The sequence below is a fragment of the Calothrix rhizosoleniae SC01 genome, from assembly GCF_900185595.1.
GTDB lineage: Bacteria > Cyanobacteriota > Cyanobacteriia > Cyanobacteriales > Nostocaceae > Calothrix_A > Calothrix_A rhizosoleniae.
Genome location: NZ_FYBH01000326.1, coordinates 1 through 20,559, shown reverse-complemented (window position 1 = coordinate 20,559; position 20,559 = coordinate 1). Strand labels below are relative to the sequence as shown.

14 protein-coding genes, 1 tRNA gene and 1 pseudogene are annotated in these 20,559 nt (G+C 39.7%); 9 read left to right on the top strand and 7 right to left on the bottom strand.

Features of this window, described 5'->3' with window-relative positions:
• Positions 1-877 (bottom strand): hypothetical protein (locus CALSC_RS19895; RefSeq protein ID WP_088243019.1); only part of this gene is annotated, 877 nt, incomplete at its 3' end.
• A 453-nt stretch (positions 878-1,330) separates the two neighbouring features.
• Here CALSC_RS19895 and glgA point away from each other — a divergent pair.
• The 6 genes from glgA (at position 1,331) to CALSC_RS19865 (ending at position 9,753) form a co-directional block, all read left to right on the top strand.
• Positions 1,331-2,806, top strand: coding sequence for a glycogen synthase GlgA (gene glgA / locus CALSC_RS19890; protein WP_088243018.1), 1,476 nt, complete (start codon positions 1,331-1,333; stop codon positions 2,804-2,806).
• Between the two features lie 221 nt (positions 2,807-3,027).
• A complete protein-coding gene (locus CALSC_RS19885; RefSeq protein WP_088243017.1) occupies positions 3,028-4,497 on the top strand; it encodes a YcjF family protein in 1,470 nt (489 codons plus the stop codon).
• Positions 4,498-4,914: 417 nt separating this feature from the next.
• Positions 4,915-5,595 (top strand): deoxyribose-phosphate aldolase, encoded by a 681-nt coding sequence (gene deoC / locus CALSC_RS19880; protein ID WP_088243016.1) that lies wholly within the window; start codon positions 4,915-4,917, stop codon positions 5,593-5,595.
• A 60-nt stretch (positions 5,596-5,655) separates the two neighbouring features.
• Complete coding sequence (gene recO, locus CALSC_RS19875; protein ID WP_088243015.1) at positions 5,656-6,567, top strand: DNA repair protein RecO; 912 nt, start codon at positions 5,656-5,658, stop codon at positions 6,565-6,567.
• Positions 6,564-8,213, top strand: coding sequence for an MFS transporter (locus CALSC_RS19870; RefSeq protein ID WP_088243014.1), 1,650 nt, complete (start codon positions 6,564-6,566; stop codon positions 8,211-8,213). Before recO ends, CALSC_RS19870 begins: the two co-directional genes overlap by 4 nt.
• Positions 8,214-8,607: 394 nt before the next feature.
• Positions 8,608-9,753: a glycosyltransferase family 4 protein gene (locus CALSC_RS19865; protein WP_088243013.1), complete on the top strand. Its 1,146-nt coding sequence runs from the start codon at positions 8,608-8,610 to the stop codon at positions 9,751-9,753.
• A gap of 258 nt (positions 9,754-10,011) precedes the next feature.
• Here the strand turns inward: CALSC_RS19865 and CALSC_RS19860 are convergent, their stop codons facing one another.
• Both CALSC_RS19860 and ileS read right to left on the bottom strand, forming a co-directional pair.
• The gene (locus CALSC_RS19860; protein ID WP_088243012.1) at positions 10,012-11,208 is read right to left on the bottom strand and encodes a CapA family protein; all 1,197 of its coding nucleotides are present in this window, start codon (positions 11,206-11,208) and stop codon (positions 10,012-10,014) included.
• Positions 11,209-11,649: 441 nt separating this feature from the next.
• A complete protein-coding gene (gene ileS, locus CALSC_RS19855; RefSeq protein ID WP_088243011.1) occupies positions 11,650-14,535 on the bottom strand; it encodes an isoleucine--tRNA ligase in 2,886 nt (961 codons plus the stop codon).
• A 406-nt stretch (positions 14,536-14,941) separates the two neighbouring features.
• On the opposite strand from ileS, the pseudogene CALSC_RS19850 reads away from it, so the two are divergent.
• Positions 14,942-15,560 (top strand): annotated as a pseudogene (locus CALSC_RS19850) (Uma2 family endonuclease).
• 115 nt (positions 15,561-15,675) lie between these two features.
• Here the strand turns inward: CALSC_RS19850 and CALSC_RS27080 are convergent.
• The 4 genes from CALSC_RS27080 to alr all read right to left on the bottom strand — a co-directional run bounded on the left by CALSC_RS27080 (position 15,676) and on the right by alr (position 17,438).
• Complete coding sequence (locus CALSC_RS27080) at positions 15,676-15,840, bottom strand: hypothetical protein (protein ID WP_200817697.1); 165 nt, start codon at positions 15,838-15,840, stop codon at positions 15,676-15,678.
• A 15-nt stretch (positions 15,841-15,855) separates the two neighbouring features.
• A complete protein-coding gene (locus tag CALSC_RS26630; RefSeq protein ID WP_159460652.1) occupies positions 15,856-16,002 on the bottom strand; it encodes a hypothetical protein in 147 nt (48 codons plus the stop codon).
• Between the two features lie 67 nt (positions 16,003-16,069).
• Positions 16,070-16,151, bottom strand: a tRNA-Leu gene (locus tag CALSC_RS19845).
• Positions 16,152-16,250: 99 nt separating this feature from the next.
• Positions 16,251-17,438, bottom strand: coding sequence for an alanine racemase (gene alr, locus CALSC_RS19840; RefSeq protein WP_088243010.1), 1,188 nt, complete (start codon positions 17,436-17,438; stop codon positions 16,251-16,253).
• 310 nt (positions 17,439-17,748) lie between these two features.
• Here alr and CALSC_RS19835 point away from each other — a divergent pair, with 310 nt between their 5' ends.
• Entirely contained in the window at positions 17,749-18,246 is a 498-nt protein-coding gene (locus CALSC_RS19835; protein ID WP_088243009.1) for an HNH endonuclease, read from the top strand.
• A gap of 873 nt (positions 18,247-19,119) precedes the next feature.
• Complete coding sequence (locus CALSC_RS19830) at positions 19,120-20,409, top strand: DHH family phosphoesterase (RefSeq protein ID WP_088243008.1); 1,290 nt, start codon at positions 19,120-19,122, stop codon at positions 20,407-20,409.
• Positions 20,410-20,559 lie beyond the last annotated feature (150 nt).

Sequence of the window (20,559 nt, the reverse complement as noted above, 5' to 3'; positions counted from 1 at the left end):
AACTGGGTACAAATAGCAAATTTTCTGGGGAAACTCTTAAGTAAACCTTGGCTTCATCTTTATCCACAGTGATAAAACGGCTAAACTTAGCCATTTCACAATTGTCAATCCTCACGGTTGGGTCAGCAAGATCGTAGAGAAAACCTTTGAAGTTTCTCACTTGCCCATTTTGACTGAGGTGTGTAATGAGCCGCCTAAATAACTTGGGATAAATACAATATTTATCGGTAATTATATTGAGGTTATCTGGATCAGGTATTGTCACTCCTGATGTAGTGGCATCATTAGACCATAAACCCTTTCCCCTTAAATTAGCCTCAACACAAGTATTAGAGATTGCATCACGCAAGTCAGGATAAAGTGGTGCGTAAAAGGTAGGATAAACCAGTCCGGCTTGGGCTAAGATGTAGTTCACACTGGCTCTGAGGAGTTGCTGATCTAGGAAAAAATCATCCTTACCATCTTCAATGGTTGATTCTCCAGCAAATACGAATGCAATTACCCGATTAAATGAATCTATTCCATTGGTGGCAATATATCCTGATGTCCCATCTGGGGCACTCACAACTCTGTTTCCTCTCCACACAACTGCTGTGGGGTCAATTCCAATGGAACTTAGCATCAAATCGCGGGCTTGATTAGCAAAATTGAGTGGTTGATGATACTCAGGTAGCCAAGGTTTTCCACGATAATGAGTTTCTAATGCATCAATGGCTTCAAAACGGATGGAGACATCACCATTGGTGTTAATTCGAGGAACACGTTTGCCGGTTAATTTTAACCAGTGTCCTTGGTCAAATGGTCGGAAGGAAACTGTGTCACCATCAGGACTTTTGCCAACGATATGGAATGTACCTTTGACAATTAAATACGGCATTTTACTAAGTAGACAATATTTATTATCACAATTTTGAATTTTGGATTGACCCCACTGAATAAATCCAGGATCTTGTATCCTTTTATTCTTCGGTCAATTACTTTAGTGATCAAAGGTTAAATAAGTATTAACTTCAGGTTAATATTTGAGATTAATTCCTGCTCACATGAGACTATTGTTTAATATGACTTAAATGACGCTTTTTAAACTCGAACTTAAGTGAAATAATATCTCAATACAGTCAACTTCCCAAGTGCGATCGCAAATATAGCACTACGCAGTTACATTAGGACATTGTTGAAGGTCCAAACCTATGAACAGCAAACTTATTACTTGCGCGTAGCGCTATAAATCCCCAAACTACACAAAATAATTTTCATGTCAATGAGCAAATCTTGCATACAATGAGTCAAAATATAGTACATGAACTTTTGTGAAGGCGAGGAGTAGGGGATGTACATCGTACAGATTGCTTCGGAGTGCGCTCCTGTAATCAAGGCTGGGGGCTTAGGCGATGTAGTTTATGGACTCAGCCGTCAATTGGAGCTACAGGGAAATTGTGTTGAGATAATTCTACCCAAGTATGATTGTATGCGCTACGACCATATTTGGGGATTACATGATGCTTACCGTGATTTGTGGGTGCCCTGGTATGGTGGAACAATTCACTGTTCTGTTTACTGTGGTTGGGTTCATGGCAGATTATGTTTCTTTATTGAGCCCCATTCTGGAGATAATTTCTTTAATCGGGGTTGCTATTACGGTTGTAATGATGACAATATGCGTTTTGCTTTCTTTAGTAAAGCAGCGATGGAATTTTTACTCCAAAGTAATAAACGTCCAGATATAATCCATTGTCATGATTGGCAAACAGGTTTATTACCAGTCATGCTATATGAAATGTATCAGTATCATGGTATGGGGAACCAAAGGATTTGTTACACCATCCATAACTTTAAGCATCAAGGTATAGGTGGTGTAGATGTGCTGTGGGGTACTGGTCTACACAACGAATCATACTACTTTCAATACAATAAACTACAGGATAATTTCAATCCCTTTGCTTTAAACTTTATGAAGGGTGGCATTACCTACTCCAATGCAGTTACTACCGTTTCACCCAATCATGCTTGGGAAGCTCACTATACTGATGTAGGTTGTGGTTTAGGACATACCATACATTTACACCAACAGAAGTTTAAAGGTGTGCTTAATGGCATCGATTATGAGTTTTGGAATCCTGAATCAGATCGCTATATTCCCTATCACTACAGTAAAACAGATTTCGACCAGAAACTATATAACAAAAAGGCTTTACGGGAAAAACTGTTACTAGGAGAGAGCGAAAAACCCATAATTGCCTACATTGGTAGATTAGATAATCAAAAGGGCGTACACCTAGTTCACCATGCCATGTATTATGCTCTCAGTAGAGGAGCCCAGTTTATCTTGCTAGGTTCTGCCACTGAAGCGGGAATTAATTCTCATTTTTGGCATGAAAAACATCACTTAAACAATAATCCTGATGTTCATTTAGAAATTGGCTTCAATGAAGAACTATCCCACCTGATATATGCTGGGGCAGATATGATGGTAGTACCCAGTAATTATGAACCCTGCGGTTTAACCCAGATGATTAGTTTGAATTACGGAACTGTGCCGATTGTCCGGGGAGTTGGTGGATTGGTAAATACCGTATTTGACCGTGATTATAACGAAGAAAAACCACCAGAAGAACGCAATGGCTATGTGTTCTATCAAACAGATTTCAATGCTTTAGAATCTGCAATGGATCGAGCTATTGGTTTATGGTATGTATATCCGAAAGAATTCCGCAAATTAGCCTTACAAGGTATGCAATATGACTACTCTTGGAATAATCCGGCTAAGGAATACATGGAGATTTACGAGAATATTCGCCATAAATAAAATCTAGCTGTCATGCAATTTTGGATTTTGAATTTTGGATTTCTTCCACGGATAAATCCAGGTACTTGTACCATCAAGGAATTACTGCTCGTGAAAGTTTAGAAGCCAAGGAGTATTTATGCTCTTGGCTTTTTATTTAATAGGTAATTAATTATCGAATCGAAAATTCCCAAGTTTTTAAGATATTCTGGAGTAAACTAGCCAATAAAGCGCGGTGAATTATGGTTGTGAAGTTGCAACGACCAATCTTAGTAGGAGGATTGGCACTCTCATTTTCCTTGTGGATATTACAAAGCTGGTACGATTCCATTGTGCAAGTGGGCGAATTTAGCATTTTGAGTCTTGTGGTAGTTAGTGGTGGTTTGTGGTTGTGGAAACGCAAACACCCCAAAACTGATGATGTCACAGAGACTTTACCAAGCGATCGCCAAACTGTAGAAAATGCCATATTTAAAGCAGAAGTTGTTATTAATCGCTTGCAGCAAGAAGCCGAGAATATGGTTGAGGAATCCTACCTCACATCTGTAAAAGCACAAATTCCTCAGTTACACACTGAGTTAGCTCGACAACACATTAACTTAGCTGTTACAGGTGGTAAGTCAGTAGGAAAAACCACCTTAATTCAGGCTTTAGAATCCAAATGGCAGCAAGAAAATGGCAAACAGGTAATATACCAAGAAACACAATCCTTATTTGTAGAAGGATCAGCAACATCAGATGTAACCATTTTAGCCAATGCTAATGCTGCTGATTTCGTCCTATTTCTCGCAAATGGGGATTTAACGGATACAGAATTTCAAACTCTACAGCAGCTAAAAGCCCCACAGCAAAGACTGATGCTGGTTTTTAACAAACAAGATCAATATTTGCCAGAGGAACGGGCTAGCATATTACAGTCCCTACAACAACGGATCCCTTGTCCAGTGGTTGCAGCCGCACCATCTCCCTTACCAATCAAAGTCCGCAAACACCATGATGATGGCTCTGTGCAAGAATGGATGGAACAACCAGCACCAGAGATTCAGCAATTAACCCAGCAATTAGGGGACATTATTGCCCAGAGAGGACAGCAACTGGTATGGGCAAGTACCATGAGAAAAGCCATATTGTTGCAAACTGAAGCTAAAGATTGCTTGAATAGGATTAGATGCGATCGCGCCCAGCCCATCATAGAACAATATCAGTGGATAGCCGCCGCAGCTGCCTTTGCCAATCCCATTCCCATACTTGATGTTGTGGCAACAGCAGCCATCAGTGGTCAAATGGTAGTAGATTTGGGTGGTATTTATCAACAGAAATTCTCCCTGGAACAAGCGAAAACCGTAGCTGGGGAAATGGGAGGTTTGATGTTGAAACTCGGTTTAGTAGAACTTTCAACTAAGGCGATTACCACCGTACTCAAAACCAATGCCATTACATTCGTTGCAGGTGGTTTAGCAGAAGGATTAAGCGCAGCATATCTCACCCGATTAGCAGGTTTAAGTTTAGTGGAATATTTCCAACAGCAAGAAGTCGCTGTAAATACTGATGCAGGCTTAAATATTGATAAGTTACGACAAACTTTGCAAAATGTATTCCAACAAAACCAGCAGGTTGCATTTATGCAAAGTTTTGTTAAACAAGGGGTGAAGCGTTTATTACCAGAAGCCTCTGAGGAGGGAATAATAGCAGTAGAAAATGCAGTGGGATAGTTGGAATTTATCGGGAGAAATACAAGAAATATGTTTAAGTCCAGTAATTGGAGAATTGATTTTTTGGATTTCTCCCACACCTTGGAAAATCACTAGTGACTGATAACTGATAACTGATAACTGATAACTGAAATGACAAGGGCGTAAGCATTACACATCTAAAATAGATTTTAATTTAGATCATATTCAAACAAAAAGACTAAAAATAAGTAAGTCGGCACAATAAAACCAAACTATGTGGAGAAAAGTAAATAAGGCTAAAACCCTTTTTCCCCCTGCTCCCTGCCCCCTGCCCCCTGTCTTATCCAAACGATAATTTTTTACGCCTACCTACTTATATAATTTAATCTACCCAAAACAACTTAAAATTTCGTAAAATTTAGTCATAAATTTCATTAACGCAATATATAAAAAATAATGGCAGGGGACTATCCAGATATTGATATTACACCACTTATAGATCATGCCCTGCTAAACCCAACAGCCACACCAGAGCAAGTCAAACAATGGTGTGCAGAAGCAGACAGATTTAATTTTGCCGCAGTTTGTATTTATCCCATCCATGTCAAACAAGCAGCAGAGCTGCTTCATGGCAAACAGCCTCAAGTTTGTACAGTAATTGGTTTTCCCAGTGGAGCTACAACTTCCACCGTCAAACTCTATGAGGCACAAGAAGCAGTGGAAAATGGGGCTACGGAGCTAGATGTAGTCATTAATTTGGGGTGGTTGAAAACTGGTAAAACCAGCGAAATCCATCGGGAAATAGCAGACATTTGCCAAGAAACAGGGAAAACAGTCAAAGTAATTTTGGAAACTAGTCTGTTGACTGATGGGGAAAAAAAGCTAGCAGCAGAAATAAGTATGGATGCAGGAGCAGCATTTATCAAAACTAGTACAGGTTGGTATGGTGGCGCTACGGTTGCTGATGTAACCTTGCTCAAAACTGTGGTCAAAGACACCATAGGTATTAAAGCTTCTGGGGGTATTCGTACTATCCAGCAAGCCTTCGACTTGATTATGGCTGGTGCTACCAGATTAGGCACATCTCGCAGTGTAGATTTGCTCCATCAACGCGATACCCTAGGAAAGGGAGAGTAGTCATTTAAGTTGTTAATAACAACACAAAATTGGCGATCAATGACCAATTACAAATAACGAATGGGTAAAACGTATAAAGTCACTGGAATTAATCTTAAAACTCAGGTATTTGGTGAGTCAGATCGGATTGTCACAATTTTGACCCCAGAATTAGGTCTGATTCGTGTTATTGCTCCAGGAGCGCGTAAGCCTCTTTCTAGGCTAGGGGGTAGGAGCGGTATGTTTGTGGTGAATGAATTACTAATTGCTAAAGGGCGATCGCTTGATAGAATTACCCAAGCACAAACTATTACATCTTATCCAGGTTTAGCTAAGAACTTAGGGAAATTAGCAGCCAGTCAGTATTTAGCCGAGATGGTTTTGTTACAGGCATTAAGCGAACAACCTCAAATAGAACTGTATGAGTTAATTAATGCTCATCTTAGCCGTTTGCAAGGACTATCTGATGATGAATCCTCAGGAGTATTAGCTTATTTAGATCATGGTATATTTCAATTACTAGCCTTTGCCGGACTTACACCCCAAGTACAAGCTTGTTGTCTTACCCAGCGTCCATTAATACCAGAATTTACGAATCCTTACTGGCGAGTAGGATTTAGTATCAATTCTGGAGGTACTATTTGTCTACAAGCATGGGAAAATTTAAAGAAACAGGCCTCAAAACAAATGACAAAAGTGGCAATGGAATCAGGAGGAAATTATGGCCCTATCTCTGCAAATGAGTCTAATCACCTTGACTATGAAACCATTTTCCATCTGACAGAAATACCCAAACTTTCCCATCATCTCAATGCCCAGCAACTTGCCAAACTCCAACAATTGCGGCAACCAGAGATAATAGTAAAAAATACAGCCAGAGATGATAGCTGGTTATTTGTAGAAAAAGTTTTACGTCAATATGCTCAGTACCATTTTGGTCGTCCCATTCGTTCTGCTGTCTTAATAGATTCTTATTTTGCCCCTAAATTATGATCCAACCCCCAGAGCTAAATAACAACAACCTGCCGCGATTGCCCAGCAAACACTCAAATCAAATTGACAGTTCCAATTCTCAAACTACAAATTACCTGCATTTATTTCCCACAAACACCTCTAATAGCATCCAAAATCCAGATATTTCTCCTGAAGAGATTTCTCCCGATCTTACTAATACTTTATTAGAGAACCAAGAGCTGGGAGATATTTCTAGCCAGGAAGAATATCAAACAGAAGAAATATCCCCATCGAATGAAGATAGCAATGGTGATGTACCCGGAGATATTACACCAAACTCCAGTCATGGAAAAACACCAGATATAAATGCTAAAAACGGCAATGAGAAAATTACATCAACTAGTTTGCCAGAAAAAGGATTTTTGCCAGTTCTGAGAAATCCTAATTTCCTTGCACTTTGGGGAGGACAAGTTTTTTGCCAGCTGGCAGATAAGGTGTATTTAGTGTTGATGATTGCCTTAATTAACAATCAATTTCAATCAGGGGGACAAACTATTAGTGGGTGGGTGTCAGCACTGATGATTGCCTTTACAATACCTGCTGTTCTCTTTGGCTCAGTGGCTGGGGTATTTGTGGATAGGTGGTCAAAAAAAGCAGTACTGGTGGCAACAAATATATGGCGAGGAATTTTGGTTTTGGCAATTCCTTCATTGTTGTGGTTAACACATGATTGGCAACCTGTCGGGTTATTACCAGTGGGTTTTGTGATGATTTTGGCAGTCACTTTTTTAGTTTCTACCTTAACTCAATTTTTTGCCCCCGCAGAACAGGCGACAATTCCTTTAATCGTAGAAGAACATCACCTACTATCAGCCAACTCATTATATACAACCACAATGATGGCATCCATAATCATTGGTTTTGCCATTGGGGAACCCGTATTAGCTGCCGCCGATAACCTGTGGTCAATAATTGGTGGTAGTGGGGAGTTAGGCAAAGAAATTATTGTGGGTGGTAGTTATGCGATCGCAGGACTAGTTTTACTACTTTTAAATACCCAGGAAGAGGTAAAAATTAAGACCGAAACAGAACCACATGTTTTTGCCGATCTCCGTGATGGTTGGCGCTATCTCAAAACTAATGTCAGCATCCGTAATGCCCTAATTCAACTCACCATCCTCTTTTCTGTCTTCGCAGCTTTAACCGTATTAGCGGTACGCATAGCAGAAGTAATTCCTAGTTTAAAAGCAGAACAATTTGGCTTTTTGTTAGCAGCAGGTGGTGTTGGTATTGCCCTGGGAGCAGCCATTCTCGGTCAATTTGGTGAGCGCTTTTCCCATACTCGCTTAAGCTTATTCGGCTGTGTTGCCATGACCTTATCCCTAGTGGGACTATCATTATTAAGCCAACAAGTCTGGGTCATTATTATGTTAGTCGCCTTACTAGGATTAGGAGGAGCATTGGTAGGAATTCCCATGCAAACAACTATTCAAATGGAAACTCCTTCAGAAATGCGAGGTAAAGTTTTTGGATTGCAAAACAATGTAGTTAATATTGCCCTTTCATTACCTCTAGCATTAGTAGGAATAGTTGAAAGTTTAATTGGATTAAAGGCTATTTTTTTAGCATTAGCCTTCTTAGTATTGTCAGGGAGACTATTTACTTGGTATAACTCCCATAGTTAATTATCAACTAAAATACAAATAATTACGAATGTATGCAATACCGTTTGCAGAAAATTAGCTCCGCTTTATGCTAAGATTAATTTATCAATAAACCATTATCTCTCTAAATTAAGGAGAGAAAAGAAATTTAAATAACTATGTTGCCATCCTATACTATTGAATTTTAATTCAGTAGATTAATAAAAATATTGAATGTTATCAAGAAACAAACCACAATATAATCAAGATAATTACTGTTTAAATTAACTTATAAATTTATATTTAAGTGGGTTATAGCAGCTTTTATTGATCAATAAATCATCAGTATATGACATGTGATTATGTTTAAAATATAACACTCATGCATAGCAAGCCGACTCAAATTATCCCACTTTCCGAGTAAACAAAGTTCAGAATGCATATAGCCTGGATTGGAAAAAAGTCACCTTTTTGTGGCAATGTCACCTACAGTCGAGAAATTACGAATTCTCTGCTCGACAGAGGACATCAAGTTAGCTTTCTTCACTTCGCCCAAGAAGAATCCCAAGTAGATAACTGGCCCAATTGTCCGGAAGTGTCCCTACCATTCATATATAAATCTCAGGTATACACTATCCCCACATTGAAAGCGACTAAGGTATTAACCCAGTCCCTACGTAATCTTAAGCCAGATATAGTCCACGCATCTTTGACTCTGTCTCCCCTAGACTTTATACTCCCAGAGATTTGTGAAGAACTGAATATTCCTTTAATTGCCACTTTCCACACACCATTTGCGAAAGGGGCAAAACTAGTATCAGGAACCCAGTTTTTAGCTTATCAACTTTACGCGCCCTTTTTAGGTAATTATGATCGGGTGATCGTCTTTTCCCAAATTCAAAGAGAGCTGCTAGCCCGTTTGAGCGTACCGGAACCAAAAATTGCTGTTATCCCCAATGGTGTGAATGCCATCAAATATTCTCCCGGTATTTCCAATATTAAAGCAGAATTTCAAGCAGAACGCTTGTTTGTTTACCAAGGAAGAATTTCACCAGAAAAAAACGTGGAGTCTTTACTACGTGCCTGGAAACATGCAGAAATGTCTGAAGGCAGTAAACTGCTGGTAGTTGGCAATGGCCCCTTAAAGCCTTCCTTAGAAACTTTTTATGGTTCAGAGCATGGGGTAATTTGGTTAGGATTTATTGCTGATGAGAATCGACGCATCGAAATATTACGGGGAACAGATGTATTTATTTTACCTTCACTCGTGGAAGGATTATCCCTATCTCTATTAGAAGCAATGGCTTGTGGTATAGCCTGTTTAGCCACTAATGTGGGTGCTGATGGAGAAGTATTAGAACATGGTGCTGGTGTAGTTTTGGATACTAGAACCACGCGATCGCAACTCAGAACCCTATTACCTTTATTCCAGGATCATCCAGAAATTACTACCTTATTGGGACAAAAAGCCAGACAAAGGGTAATTGAACGCTATACTCTCAGCAATAATATTACTCAGTTGGAAATGCTTTATGAAGAAGTTTTAGGTAAGCAACAAGTTCAGTTAACTAAAGGAGCTTAATTAAGTAATAAGTAATAAGTAAGCTATTGCGGTGAATCACTTATCATTTGTTACTTAGGGTCTGCTGAATAACTGAAAAATATTGATTTATCAATGCTTTGAGGCTATTTCATTGGGGAAGGGCATGCAAAGAAATTAGGATTTTAGGTTTAAAATCCTTGCATCTGTTATTTTGGATGGCAAAAAGAATAGGAATAAAGAGGCTGGAACTACTCTACTCCCTACTCCCACCAAAAGACTTATTACTTGCGGGTAGCGCTATAACTTTCCCTTTGCGGTACTAGCTTTGTTAACAACAATTTCGCCTAACCGATTAATTTTTAATTGCTTATGAGGAAAAGCCTTTCTATTCAAGTAACGCAATAATCCCACAGTCCGAAAATATTGGTCGATATAAGGTGTGCCTCTACGAGTCATCCGTACAGGTATAATTTTACCGCCAACTAAATTGCCCCACTGATTCAGCTTAACCTCTAAAATCATCGAATAACCAGCTTGTGCCCTTGTAGATAAAGTCCGGTATCCTAAAAAATTCCCCAAAGAATAGGCAATGAGCTTGTCCTGATAAATCTCCATTGCTCTGGGTACATGGGGCCCATGTCCAAGGATTAAATCTGCTCCCGCATCAATCATAGTTCTAGCAAACTTAATGCTATTACCCCGATTTTCTCCATAAAAATACTCAGTTTTATTCTTCACATACAGTGCTTTGGTTCCTTCTGCTCCTACATGCATAGATACAACCACAATATTTGCCCTACTTTTTGCTTCTTTCACCAAAGCTGAAGCAGCTTGTAAATCGTGGATGGAATTGTACCTTTTGTAAGGAGCAAAACCAATCATGGCAACAGTTATATTTTTCTTATCTAAAAAAAGAATTTGATTTTTATGACCAACTGTTTGAATACCAGAATTGGCAAAGTTTCGCATTGTATCCCGAAATCCTACCTTACCAAAATCGAAGGCATGATTGTTAGCGATGTTGAGTACATCAAAACCCACATCAGCAAATAATTTGGCATAGCCTGGTGGAGAACGAAAAGCAAATACTTTTTTTCTGCTTATATTTTTAGGACTATAGGGATGGGTAGTCAGAGTACTTTCAAAGTTACCAAATAATAAATCGGCTCTTTTTAAATATTTCCTAACAGATGGTCGAATCAAGCGATTTTTATTACGAGGAAGTCTGTAATTAGGAAAATTAGTTCCTGGAATTATATCTCCAACTGCTTGGATATTGATAGTTTTTTCAAAATTAGGTTCGGGGACGAAAGGGGGTAACTTATGGAAATCTGGGAATGATTTGGAAGCTTTAGCTAATTTACTATTATTAGTGCTTGCATGAGATGGTTGCAATTGACCAAAACGGATAAAAAATCCGATGCCAATGCCCACAGAAAAGCAACAACTGACAAAAATGAAAAATAGGAACCTTTTTAATTGCTGATTAATCATGAATGCACTCCTCATACCATTTTAGATTTTGGATTTTGGATTTCGGATTGAGAATCACCTTCTGTATTTGTGTTCTAACAATCTATTTATCCCAGTCTTTTTGCAAATTGGTATTAGATTCTGGAGTTATTCTACATTAGAAAACAATCTTTATTGGTCATTAGTACCTTTATTCACATTTTGCACCACAAGATTAACGTGGCAAAATAATTATTTATCTTGCTCCAGCTAGTTTAAGAGAAAGATTGAAATTCTAGGCAGAGGAATTTATAGCACTACGCACAAGTAATAAGTAATAATATCAATTCAAATAATGTTGCAACATACAAATTATTCGTAAAGGCACGGCACCAGTAAGATACTTTTATATATTTAAAGATTGACCGATGCCCTGCCCCTACCCATCTTTACCATTCTTGTTTCAAAATGGTATATATAAGGTTAAAACTCCCCAGCTAAAGCATCAACACAACGTTCGCACAGTAGGGGATGCTCTGATGATTCTCCCACATGGGTGGAGTAATTCCAACAGCGATCGCATTTTTTCCCTTCTGCTTTGACAACTTCAATTTCTGTTTTGTCAGGATCAACATCAAGCAAATCAGTCAATGGAGACTCCAGTAGTTCAACTTGAGAAGCTATAAATAGATAACGTAATTCATCTACTCCATTACTTTTTGCAGCTGAACTATGAGAATTGGGATTCAGATTTTGTAAACGTTGACGCAATTTCTCATCACCAACATAAAGTTTTATCTTGGCTTCTAGAGAAGAGCCGATAACCTTTTCAATTCGACGCTGCTCTAACTCCTTATTTACTTCGGTACGAATTTGCCGTACTTTTTCCCAAAAAACAGCTAATTCTGGATTCTGCCATTTATCCTCTATCTGTACCCAACCAGCTTCAAAAACCGATTTATAGGGGGTTTCATAGGGTAAAAACTGCCAGATATCTTCTGCCATGTGACATAATACAGGTGCGATCGCTCGTGCTATATTTTCTAAGGCAATCTGCAACACTGTTTGACAACTGCGCCGACGGGAAGCATCCGGTGCGCTAATATACAATCTATCCTTAGCCGCATCCAAGTAAAAGTTGGATAAATCGACTACACAAAAATTCTGTACCGTTTGGAAAAAGCGGAAGAATTGGTAATTATCAAAAGCTTTGGTCACATCGCTGAAAACTTCCGTCATCCGATGCAACATATACCGATCCAATTCCGGTAACTCCTCAAAGGGAACTGCATCCTTTTGCGGGTCAAAATCATGTAAATTACCCAACAAAAACCGGGCTGTATTGCGAATCTTTTGCCGCACATCCGCCATTTGCTTGAGGATATTCATACCCAAGGGTACATCCGAGGTGTAATCTACCGAAGACACCCACAGCCTCAATACATCAGCACCATAGGGAGGTTCTTGCTTTTGATTTTTCCCACCATTAATGACAACCCTAGGATCGACTATATTCCCCAAAGACTTACTCTGCTTCCGTCCTTGCTCATCCAAAGTAAAACCGTGGGTTAGCACAGTCTTGTAAGGTGCAATCCCATTTACAGCTACACTGGTAAGCAAACTTGACTGGAACCAGCCACGGTGCTGATCCGAACCTTCCAGATATATATCTGCTGGATAACGCAATTCCGGACGCTGTTTAACTACTGATGCCCAGGAAGAACCAGAATCAAACCACACATCCATCGTATCCGTACCTTTACGGTAGGATTTGCCATTATTTCGGTAACTTTCCGGTAACAATTCCTCTACCGATAATTCCCACCAAGCATCAGAACCCTTCTCGGCAATAATAGCTTGCACATGGCTAATACTTTCCTCATTCAGTAGGGGTTCCCCGGTTTCCTCGTCATAAAATACCGGAATGGGTACACCCCAATTACGCTGACGGGAAATACACCAATCAGAACGCTCCGCCACCATTGGCGTGATCCGGTTTTCACCCTGAGCCGGAATCCATTGGACTGAAGAAATAGCCTTGAGCGCCTCTTCTCGGAAACCAGCCACAGAAGCAAACCACTGTTCCGTAGCCCGAAAAATCGTCGGTTTTTTTGTCCGCCAATCATAAGGATACTTGTGGCTATAGGCTTCCTCTTTTAATAAAGAACCTTCTTCCGTCAAAGCATCAATGATTCCCTGGTTACCATCCACCAGCACATTTAAGCCAACAAATTGTCCTGCTGACTCTGTAAATTTACCAGCATCGTCCACAGGAGAGAGAATCGGTAAACCATAACGCTGCCCAACAATGTAATCTTCTTGACCGTGACCGGGAGCAGTATGCACCAACCCCGTACCCGACTCCGTAGTAATGTAATCACCACCAATCACCACCGGACTTTCTCGGTCAAACAAAGGATGCTTATAACTTGAATGTTCTAAATTTTGCCCCTTAAATGTGGTTTTTACGGTTAACTGTAATCCCAAAGTCTCAGCCAGACTCTCTACCAAATCAGCAGCAACAATCAAATATTTAAATTTCTGCGTCTCCGCGCCTTCTTGTGAGACTTCCACCACCGCGTAATTCAACTCCTGATTCACCGCCACCGCCAAATTACCGGGAATAGTCCAGGGAGTTGTTGTCCAGATAGCCACAGCTAAATCCGGCAAATACTCAGCCAAATGTGATACACCATTCCCCAAACTAATCACCGGAAAAGCAGCATAGATACTGCGGGAAGTGTGTCCTTCTGGATATTCCAACTCCGCTTCCGCCAAAGCAGTTCTAGAACTGGGACTCCAGTGAACTGGCTTTAGTCCTCGGTAGATATAGCCTTTTAACACCATTTGACCAAAAACACCGATTTGTGCGGCTTCGTACTCCGGCTTCAGAGTTAAATAAGGGTTTTCCCAATTACCCCAAACCCCATAGCGTTTAAAGCTCTCCCGTTGTTCCTCTACAGTCTTCCGAGCGAATTCTTGGGCTTTCTGTCGCAATCCCAAAGGACTAAGGTTTTGCCGTTCTGCAGACTTCATTTTTTGTAGAACTTTGAGTTCAATGGGTAAACCATGACAGTCCCAACCGGGGATATAACGAACCTTACGTCCTTTTAATAGCTGGTAGCGGTTAATAATATCTTTAAGGATTTTATTTAAAGCGTGACCCAGATGGAGAGTACCATTAGCATATGGTGGTCCATCATGCAGTATAAATAATTCCCCTGGGTTTTCTTGGGAAAGGCGATCATAAATTTGATTATCTTCCCAAAATTTCTGGATTTCAGGTTCCCGCTTGATGGCGTTTGCTCGCATATCAAACTTTGTTTTGGGGAGATTTACCGTATCTTTGTAGCTTCCAGGTTCTGTCACAGTATTGATATTAGAAATAGAAGGATCTGAGTTATATGATTATGAGCGATCGCTACCAAGGTATTCAACCTAGGCAACTTATATCTACAAGGCGAGAATTTTCCCAGCCTTCCAGAAGGAGTCAAATATTCCTATGTTAATCCTAAATCAGATGTAGCGACTGTCTTGATTGCAATCGGGAGTCGATAATCTGTCAGAGATATTTCTGAAGCTTCGCATCAAGCTGCTTACTGTTTGACCTTTGCTCGAGGTTTGGGGCAGGAAGATTGTATAATGTACCTGTGAAAATGGGCTATTTGTGGGCAGCGCTGTCAGAAGAGATGATGAATCCCACGCCGATAATGTTTTGAAAGAATTAATAAGTAATAAGCAATAAGTAATAGTACTATTTCCTGGGTAAATTATTATGACTTCAGAAGTAATTACAATTCCACCTCTGGAAAATGGAGAGCAATTAACTCGTGCTGAATTTGAATATCGTTACGAAAAAATGCCGAACCTTAAAAAGGCAGAATTAATTGAAGGAATTGTTTATATGGCATCACCCCTAAGAATTAAAAAGCATGGCAACCCTCATGCTCGTATTATTACTTGGTTGGGAGCTTATTGGTCTACTACATCTGGAATTGAATTAGGGGATAATTGCACGGTGCGTCTTGATGCAGAAAATGAACCTCAACCTGATGCACTACTGAGAAGAGAAGATGGGCAATCAACTATTAATGAAGACGGCTATGTGGAAGGTGCGCCAGAGTTAATTGCCGAGATTGCTGCTTCTAGTGCTTCTTATGATTTACGGGATAAGTTGGGGTTTACCGACGCAAGTACAAGAATATATTGTGTGGCGAGTTTATGAGCAAGATTTAGATTGGTTTCGCCTCGTTGAAGGTAAATATGTTCAGTTAAAAGTTAATGATTAAGGCATGATTTGTAGTGAAGTTTTCCCCGGTTTATGTTTAGATAAACAAGCTTTGTTAACAGGCAATTTGGCTAAGGTTTTGGCTGTTTTGCAACAGAATAAATAAGTAGGGATAAAATCAACCAATGTTGCAAAATTATTTTTTCTTTCTGTTCGGTTAAATCGCATCTTTAAACTACACGTTGGCATCGTTCAAAATTCATTATGATCATTAAAAGTATTCATTGAAAATCTTGATATACTTCTATTTTTTCATAAAGACTAGCAACGGTTTCTTTTTCAAACAGCTTATCTTTAAATTTGAGATAATCTCCTTCCCCTAATTTACAAGCTGACCAAAATTTCAATTCTTTAGATGGTTCTAAATGTGCCATCAAAACTTCCATTGCTTCTTGTATAATTTATTGTTTTTTAATTACTTTAATTACCTTTACTAATTTCTCGGCTTCTTTAACGCGGATTTCTCCTGATGAAAGTTTAGGAAAGGTGTCGTGTATTGATGGGATGGTGCGAGATTTTTCTTCATTCGCACCAATTTTATTTTTCATAGTGACAAATAATATGCCACTACAAACTAATCGCTCGAGACAAATGGAGTTGGAATTTATTTATAAATGCGGATGAAAGGACTTGAACCTTCACGCCTTACGGCACTAGAACCTAAATCTAGCGCGTCTGCCAATTCCGCCACATCCGCATCAGTAAATCAATATAGCATGGTAGTTTGGAACAAGCAATCAAAAATATGATTTTCCAACGAGTTATTGGATAATGGCAATAAGCGATCGCTAAATTTCTAGGTCAAAGCCAAACGAGGTAAGCGATGCTTAAATCCACAGAGAATTTCCCAGGATATGGTATTTAATTTTTCTGCCCAATCATTAGCAGAAATTTCTTCCTCTCCGTCTTTACCTAATAAAGTCACTACTTCTCCTGCCTGTATCCCTGGAATATTACTGACATCTAACATCATTTGATCCATAGTAATATTACCAATTTGTGCCACTCTTTGCCCGCGAATTATTACCTGCATTTTGTTAGAAAGATTACGAGGTACGCCATCTGCATAGCCAATACCTACTACAGCAATCCGCATATTATTAGGTGCGATAAAAGTATGACCGTAACTTACACCACTACCAGCAGTAATCGTTTTTACTTGAGTTACCCTTGCCTTGACTTGTAATACTGATCGCAGATTGACAGTATCATTTAAATGGGGTGCTGGATATAACCCATAAATTCCTAAACCAATCCTAACCATATCGTAATGTAACGAGCGATCGCTCATCGTTGCTGCTGAATTAGCTAGATGTAGACATGGTGCTGCAATTCCCAAAGCTTTCAGTTGAGCGATCGCGGACTCAAATCTAGCATGTTGTTGTTTCATTACCGTTGTATCCTCACTATCTGCTGTAGCTAAATGAGAATAAATACTGGCAATTTGTAATTGAGGTAAACCTTGTACCAACTGGACAAACTCAGACGCTTGTCCCCAGTGAGTCCCCAATCTCGACATACCCGTATCCAGTTTGATGTGAACAGGGATAGGAGAAGAACCTTTAATAGTTTCTAAAGCAGTGGAAAATATGAGAGCCTGTTGAGGACTAGATAAAGTAGGCTGAAGTTGCCATTCTGCGATCGCTTGAATTTGTTCTAACGTATGGGTAGCACCTAAAATTAAAATTGGGGCATCAATGCCAGATTCTCGTAACTGCATCCCCTCGGGAACCGTAGCTACACCTAACCAGCTAGCACCAGCTTCTAAAGCTGTCTGGGCGACTGTTATAGCTCCATGTCCGTAAGCATCAGCCTTAACCACTGCCATTAACTGAGTATGGGGGGATAATAACTGGCGTAATTGCTTGACATTGTAGGATAAAGCTGCAATATCAATTTCAATCCAAGCTCTCTGGGAACACCAGGCATAGTTATCATAATGCTTCTGGAAAGCTGAATTTTTAGTTTCTTGATGACTTAACATTTTTCCACTCCTCTCACACCACAGAGAAACTTCCTACATTGGAACCTTTTTGAATTAATCAGGAAGTTTACCCTTGATTCAGGAATAGGACAAGAAATTTAGCAAAATATATCGATCAGATTTTTTTGATAAATACCACCCTGATGAAATCCGAGAATTGAAGTAGTCAAGAACCCCTAAAACCTTACTAGATAAAACTTTGCTGCAAAATAACATCAGATCCATTATCTGTGTATAAATTATTCTCATAACCAAAGCCACTTCCATTCGTGTTAAGATTATTTAAAACTAATACCTTGAGAGTTCATCAATGGTGAAGGTTTTAGTACTAAACGCCTCTTATGAGCCGCTTAACATCACTAGCTGGCGCAGAGCTACAGTGCTCCTAATCAAAGGCAAAGCTGAGCGGATTGAGCATAATGGAAAAATGGTTTACACAGACTTTCCACTGCCAACGGTAATCCGGCTACGTCACTATGTGCGAGTGCCTTACAAAGAAATTCCTTTGACTAGAAGAAATATATTGCACCGTGACGGTCACACTTGTCAATATTGTGGTTACACCGGGGACGAATTGACATTAGACCATGTAGTACCGCGATCGCGCGGAGGAGGAGATAGCTGGGAAAATATGGTAACTGCTTGCGTTCGCTGCAATGTCAAAAAAGGAAGTAGGACACCACACGAGGCACATATGCTGTTACGTCATCAACCTCGTCGCCCTTACAGCAGCCTATACTTTGAAGTGAGTAAACATCTGAAGAGTGGCTTACATGGAGAGTGGCAAAAATATGTGATTGGCATGTAATTGTTGGTGATGACAACGAATCTCGATGAAAGCCCATAAAAACTTTTTTAGCAGGCCCTAATTGATTTTTATGGGCAAAAATTCTCTATTATATCATCTGGATAACTAGGGTATATTTTTTATTTTGGAGTTCCCTTGAACTCTCCTGGCTTTGAAAAACCAGGATTCCGAACTGTTGTTACTACATGGACTAAAGCCGCACGACCTAACGTTGTTCTGCCCTAAAGGGGCTTTGACTGGCTCAAACAGTCCTACCCGCCTCGACCTATTTCTAGGCTGTACGGCTACTTTTGGGTTTCCCAGTTCTGCTAACACGTTTTATTTTTGAAGTTTTTCATCCTGGGTTAGCATAACCTTTTTCTATGGTATCACTGAAAACGCCGGACTAAAGTCCTGCGAGTCGGACTTCATCCCCTCCTTAAAAGGCTTCACGTGTACACACAAGTGGGCTCCGCATAGGTTTCGGGGGTTAAAACCTCGTTAAATCGTCATTGCGAGGAGGAACGACGAAGCAATCGCAAGGTGCTGGGATTGCTTCACTTCGCTCGCAATGACAGGCTTTGAGCGATTTTCGTCTGAGCTCAAAAGCCGCTTACAGGTGGGATTTGAAGACTTCTGTGTACACCGTAGCCTTAAAAGGCAGGGGATGAAGTCCTCCCGCATTGTTTTGATAGTATCTTTGTTTCGTGATTAAATTATATTTAAGATTTTGTTTGAGCAAGGAACGAAAAAATTGCAAATATACGGGTATCCGTGATGCCACATACAAATATTTTTGCGAAGATCTTAGTGCGTGGTAAAACTAGCCACGAGCAGGCTATATTCTTGACTTAAACAAGAAATACGGCTTCACACTAAATAATAAACATTCATATGCAATTAAACCCTTCTTTTCATCAGCTTGAAAATATATCATCCAAAACCAATGATATGTCTTCGTCTTCTTCGGAAAATGGGGAAACAGATATAAAAAAAACAGTTGAAGCTAAGCTTACCCAGAACTCTCACACTGCATCTGTAGTCCCAGAAAGTAGTTCAACTCTGATACGGGGCAATTTACAGGCACAGCAGAAAGCCGAAGAATTACGTGAACTACTCTCAAAATATTCCCACGAGCGTCAGCTAATCATCCTCCAAGATTTTCCCGATCCTGATGCTTTATCTTCAGCTTGGACTTACCAACTAATTGCTCAACAGTATGATATCAAGGCTGAAATTATTTATGCTGGAACCCTGAGTCACCAAGAAAACATTGCTCTAGTCCGGCTCACAAGTCTACCTGCTCAACGTTGGACTTTACAAACATTAAAAAGCAAAGACTTGTCACTATATCAAGGGTTAGTACTGATTGATAATCAAGGAACTACCAGCCAACTAATGCCAGTGTTACAACAGGCAAAAATCCCATTGCGAGTAGTTATAGACCATCATAACTTGCAAGAAGATTTGAACTACGAATTTGTGGATATTCGTCCTTCAATCAGAGCTACAGCCACAATTTTAACCCAATATTTACAGACAGGATTATTACCCTTAGACAGCAGTAGTAGCCAACATGTTAAGTGTGCTACAGCATTAATGCATGGCTTGCATTCAGATACTAATCGACTCATGCAAGCCAAAGAAGAAGATTTTATGGCGGCGGCTTATTTGAGTCGATTCTATGACGCTCAAATCCTCAAAGCCATCCTCCAAGCAAATCGCTCCAAACGAGTCATGGATGTGATCGAGCGATCGCTAAAAAATCGTATAGTCCAAAATAACTTTTCCATTGCTGGTGTAGGTTACTTACGTTACGATGACCGGGATGCAATTCCCCAAGCTGCCGATTTTCTCGTTACCGAAGAAAATGTACACACCGCAGTAGTTTATGGTATTGTCCATGATGAAGATGACGAACTAGAAGTTGTAATTGGCTCCTTGAGAACTACTAAACTCACCTTAGATCCCGATGAATTCATCAAAGAAGCCTTTGGACAAGATAGTAGCGGACGCTTTTTTGGTGGTGGACGCAGCAGTGCAGGTGGGTTTGAAATACCAATGGGTTTTTTGTCAGGTAGTAATGAAAATTCTAGTTATGCAAAAATGAAGTGGGAAGTATTCGACTCTCAGATTAAGCAAAAGCTGCTGAAATTGGTAAATCCCAAAGATAACCCAATTTAACTGACTATCAGAACCATGCATGGAGAATTAAGAATTAGTTATTAATTCACCTAATTCGCCGTGCAAAACTCAAAAATTCAGAATTCGGACTTAAGATTCAGGTAACAAAACTGTGAAACTGTACTTAATTCGTCATGGTATTGCTCAACT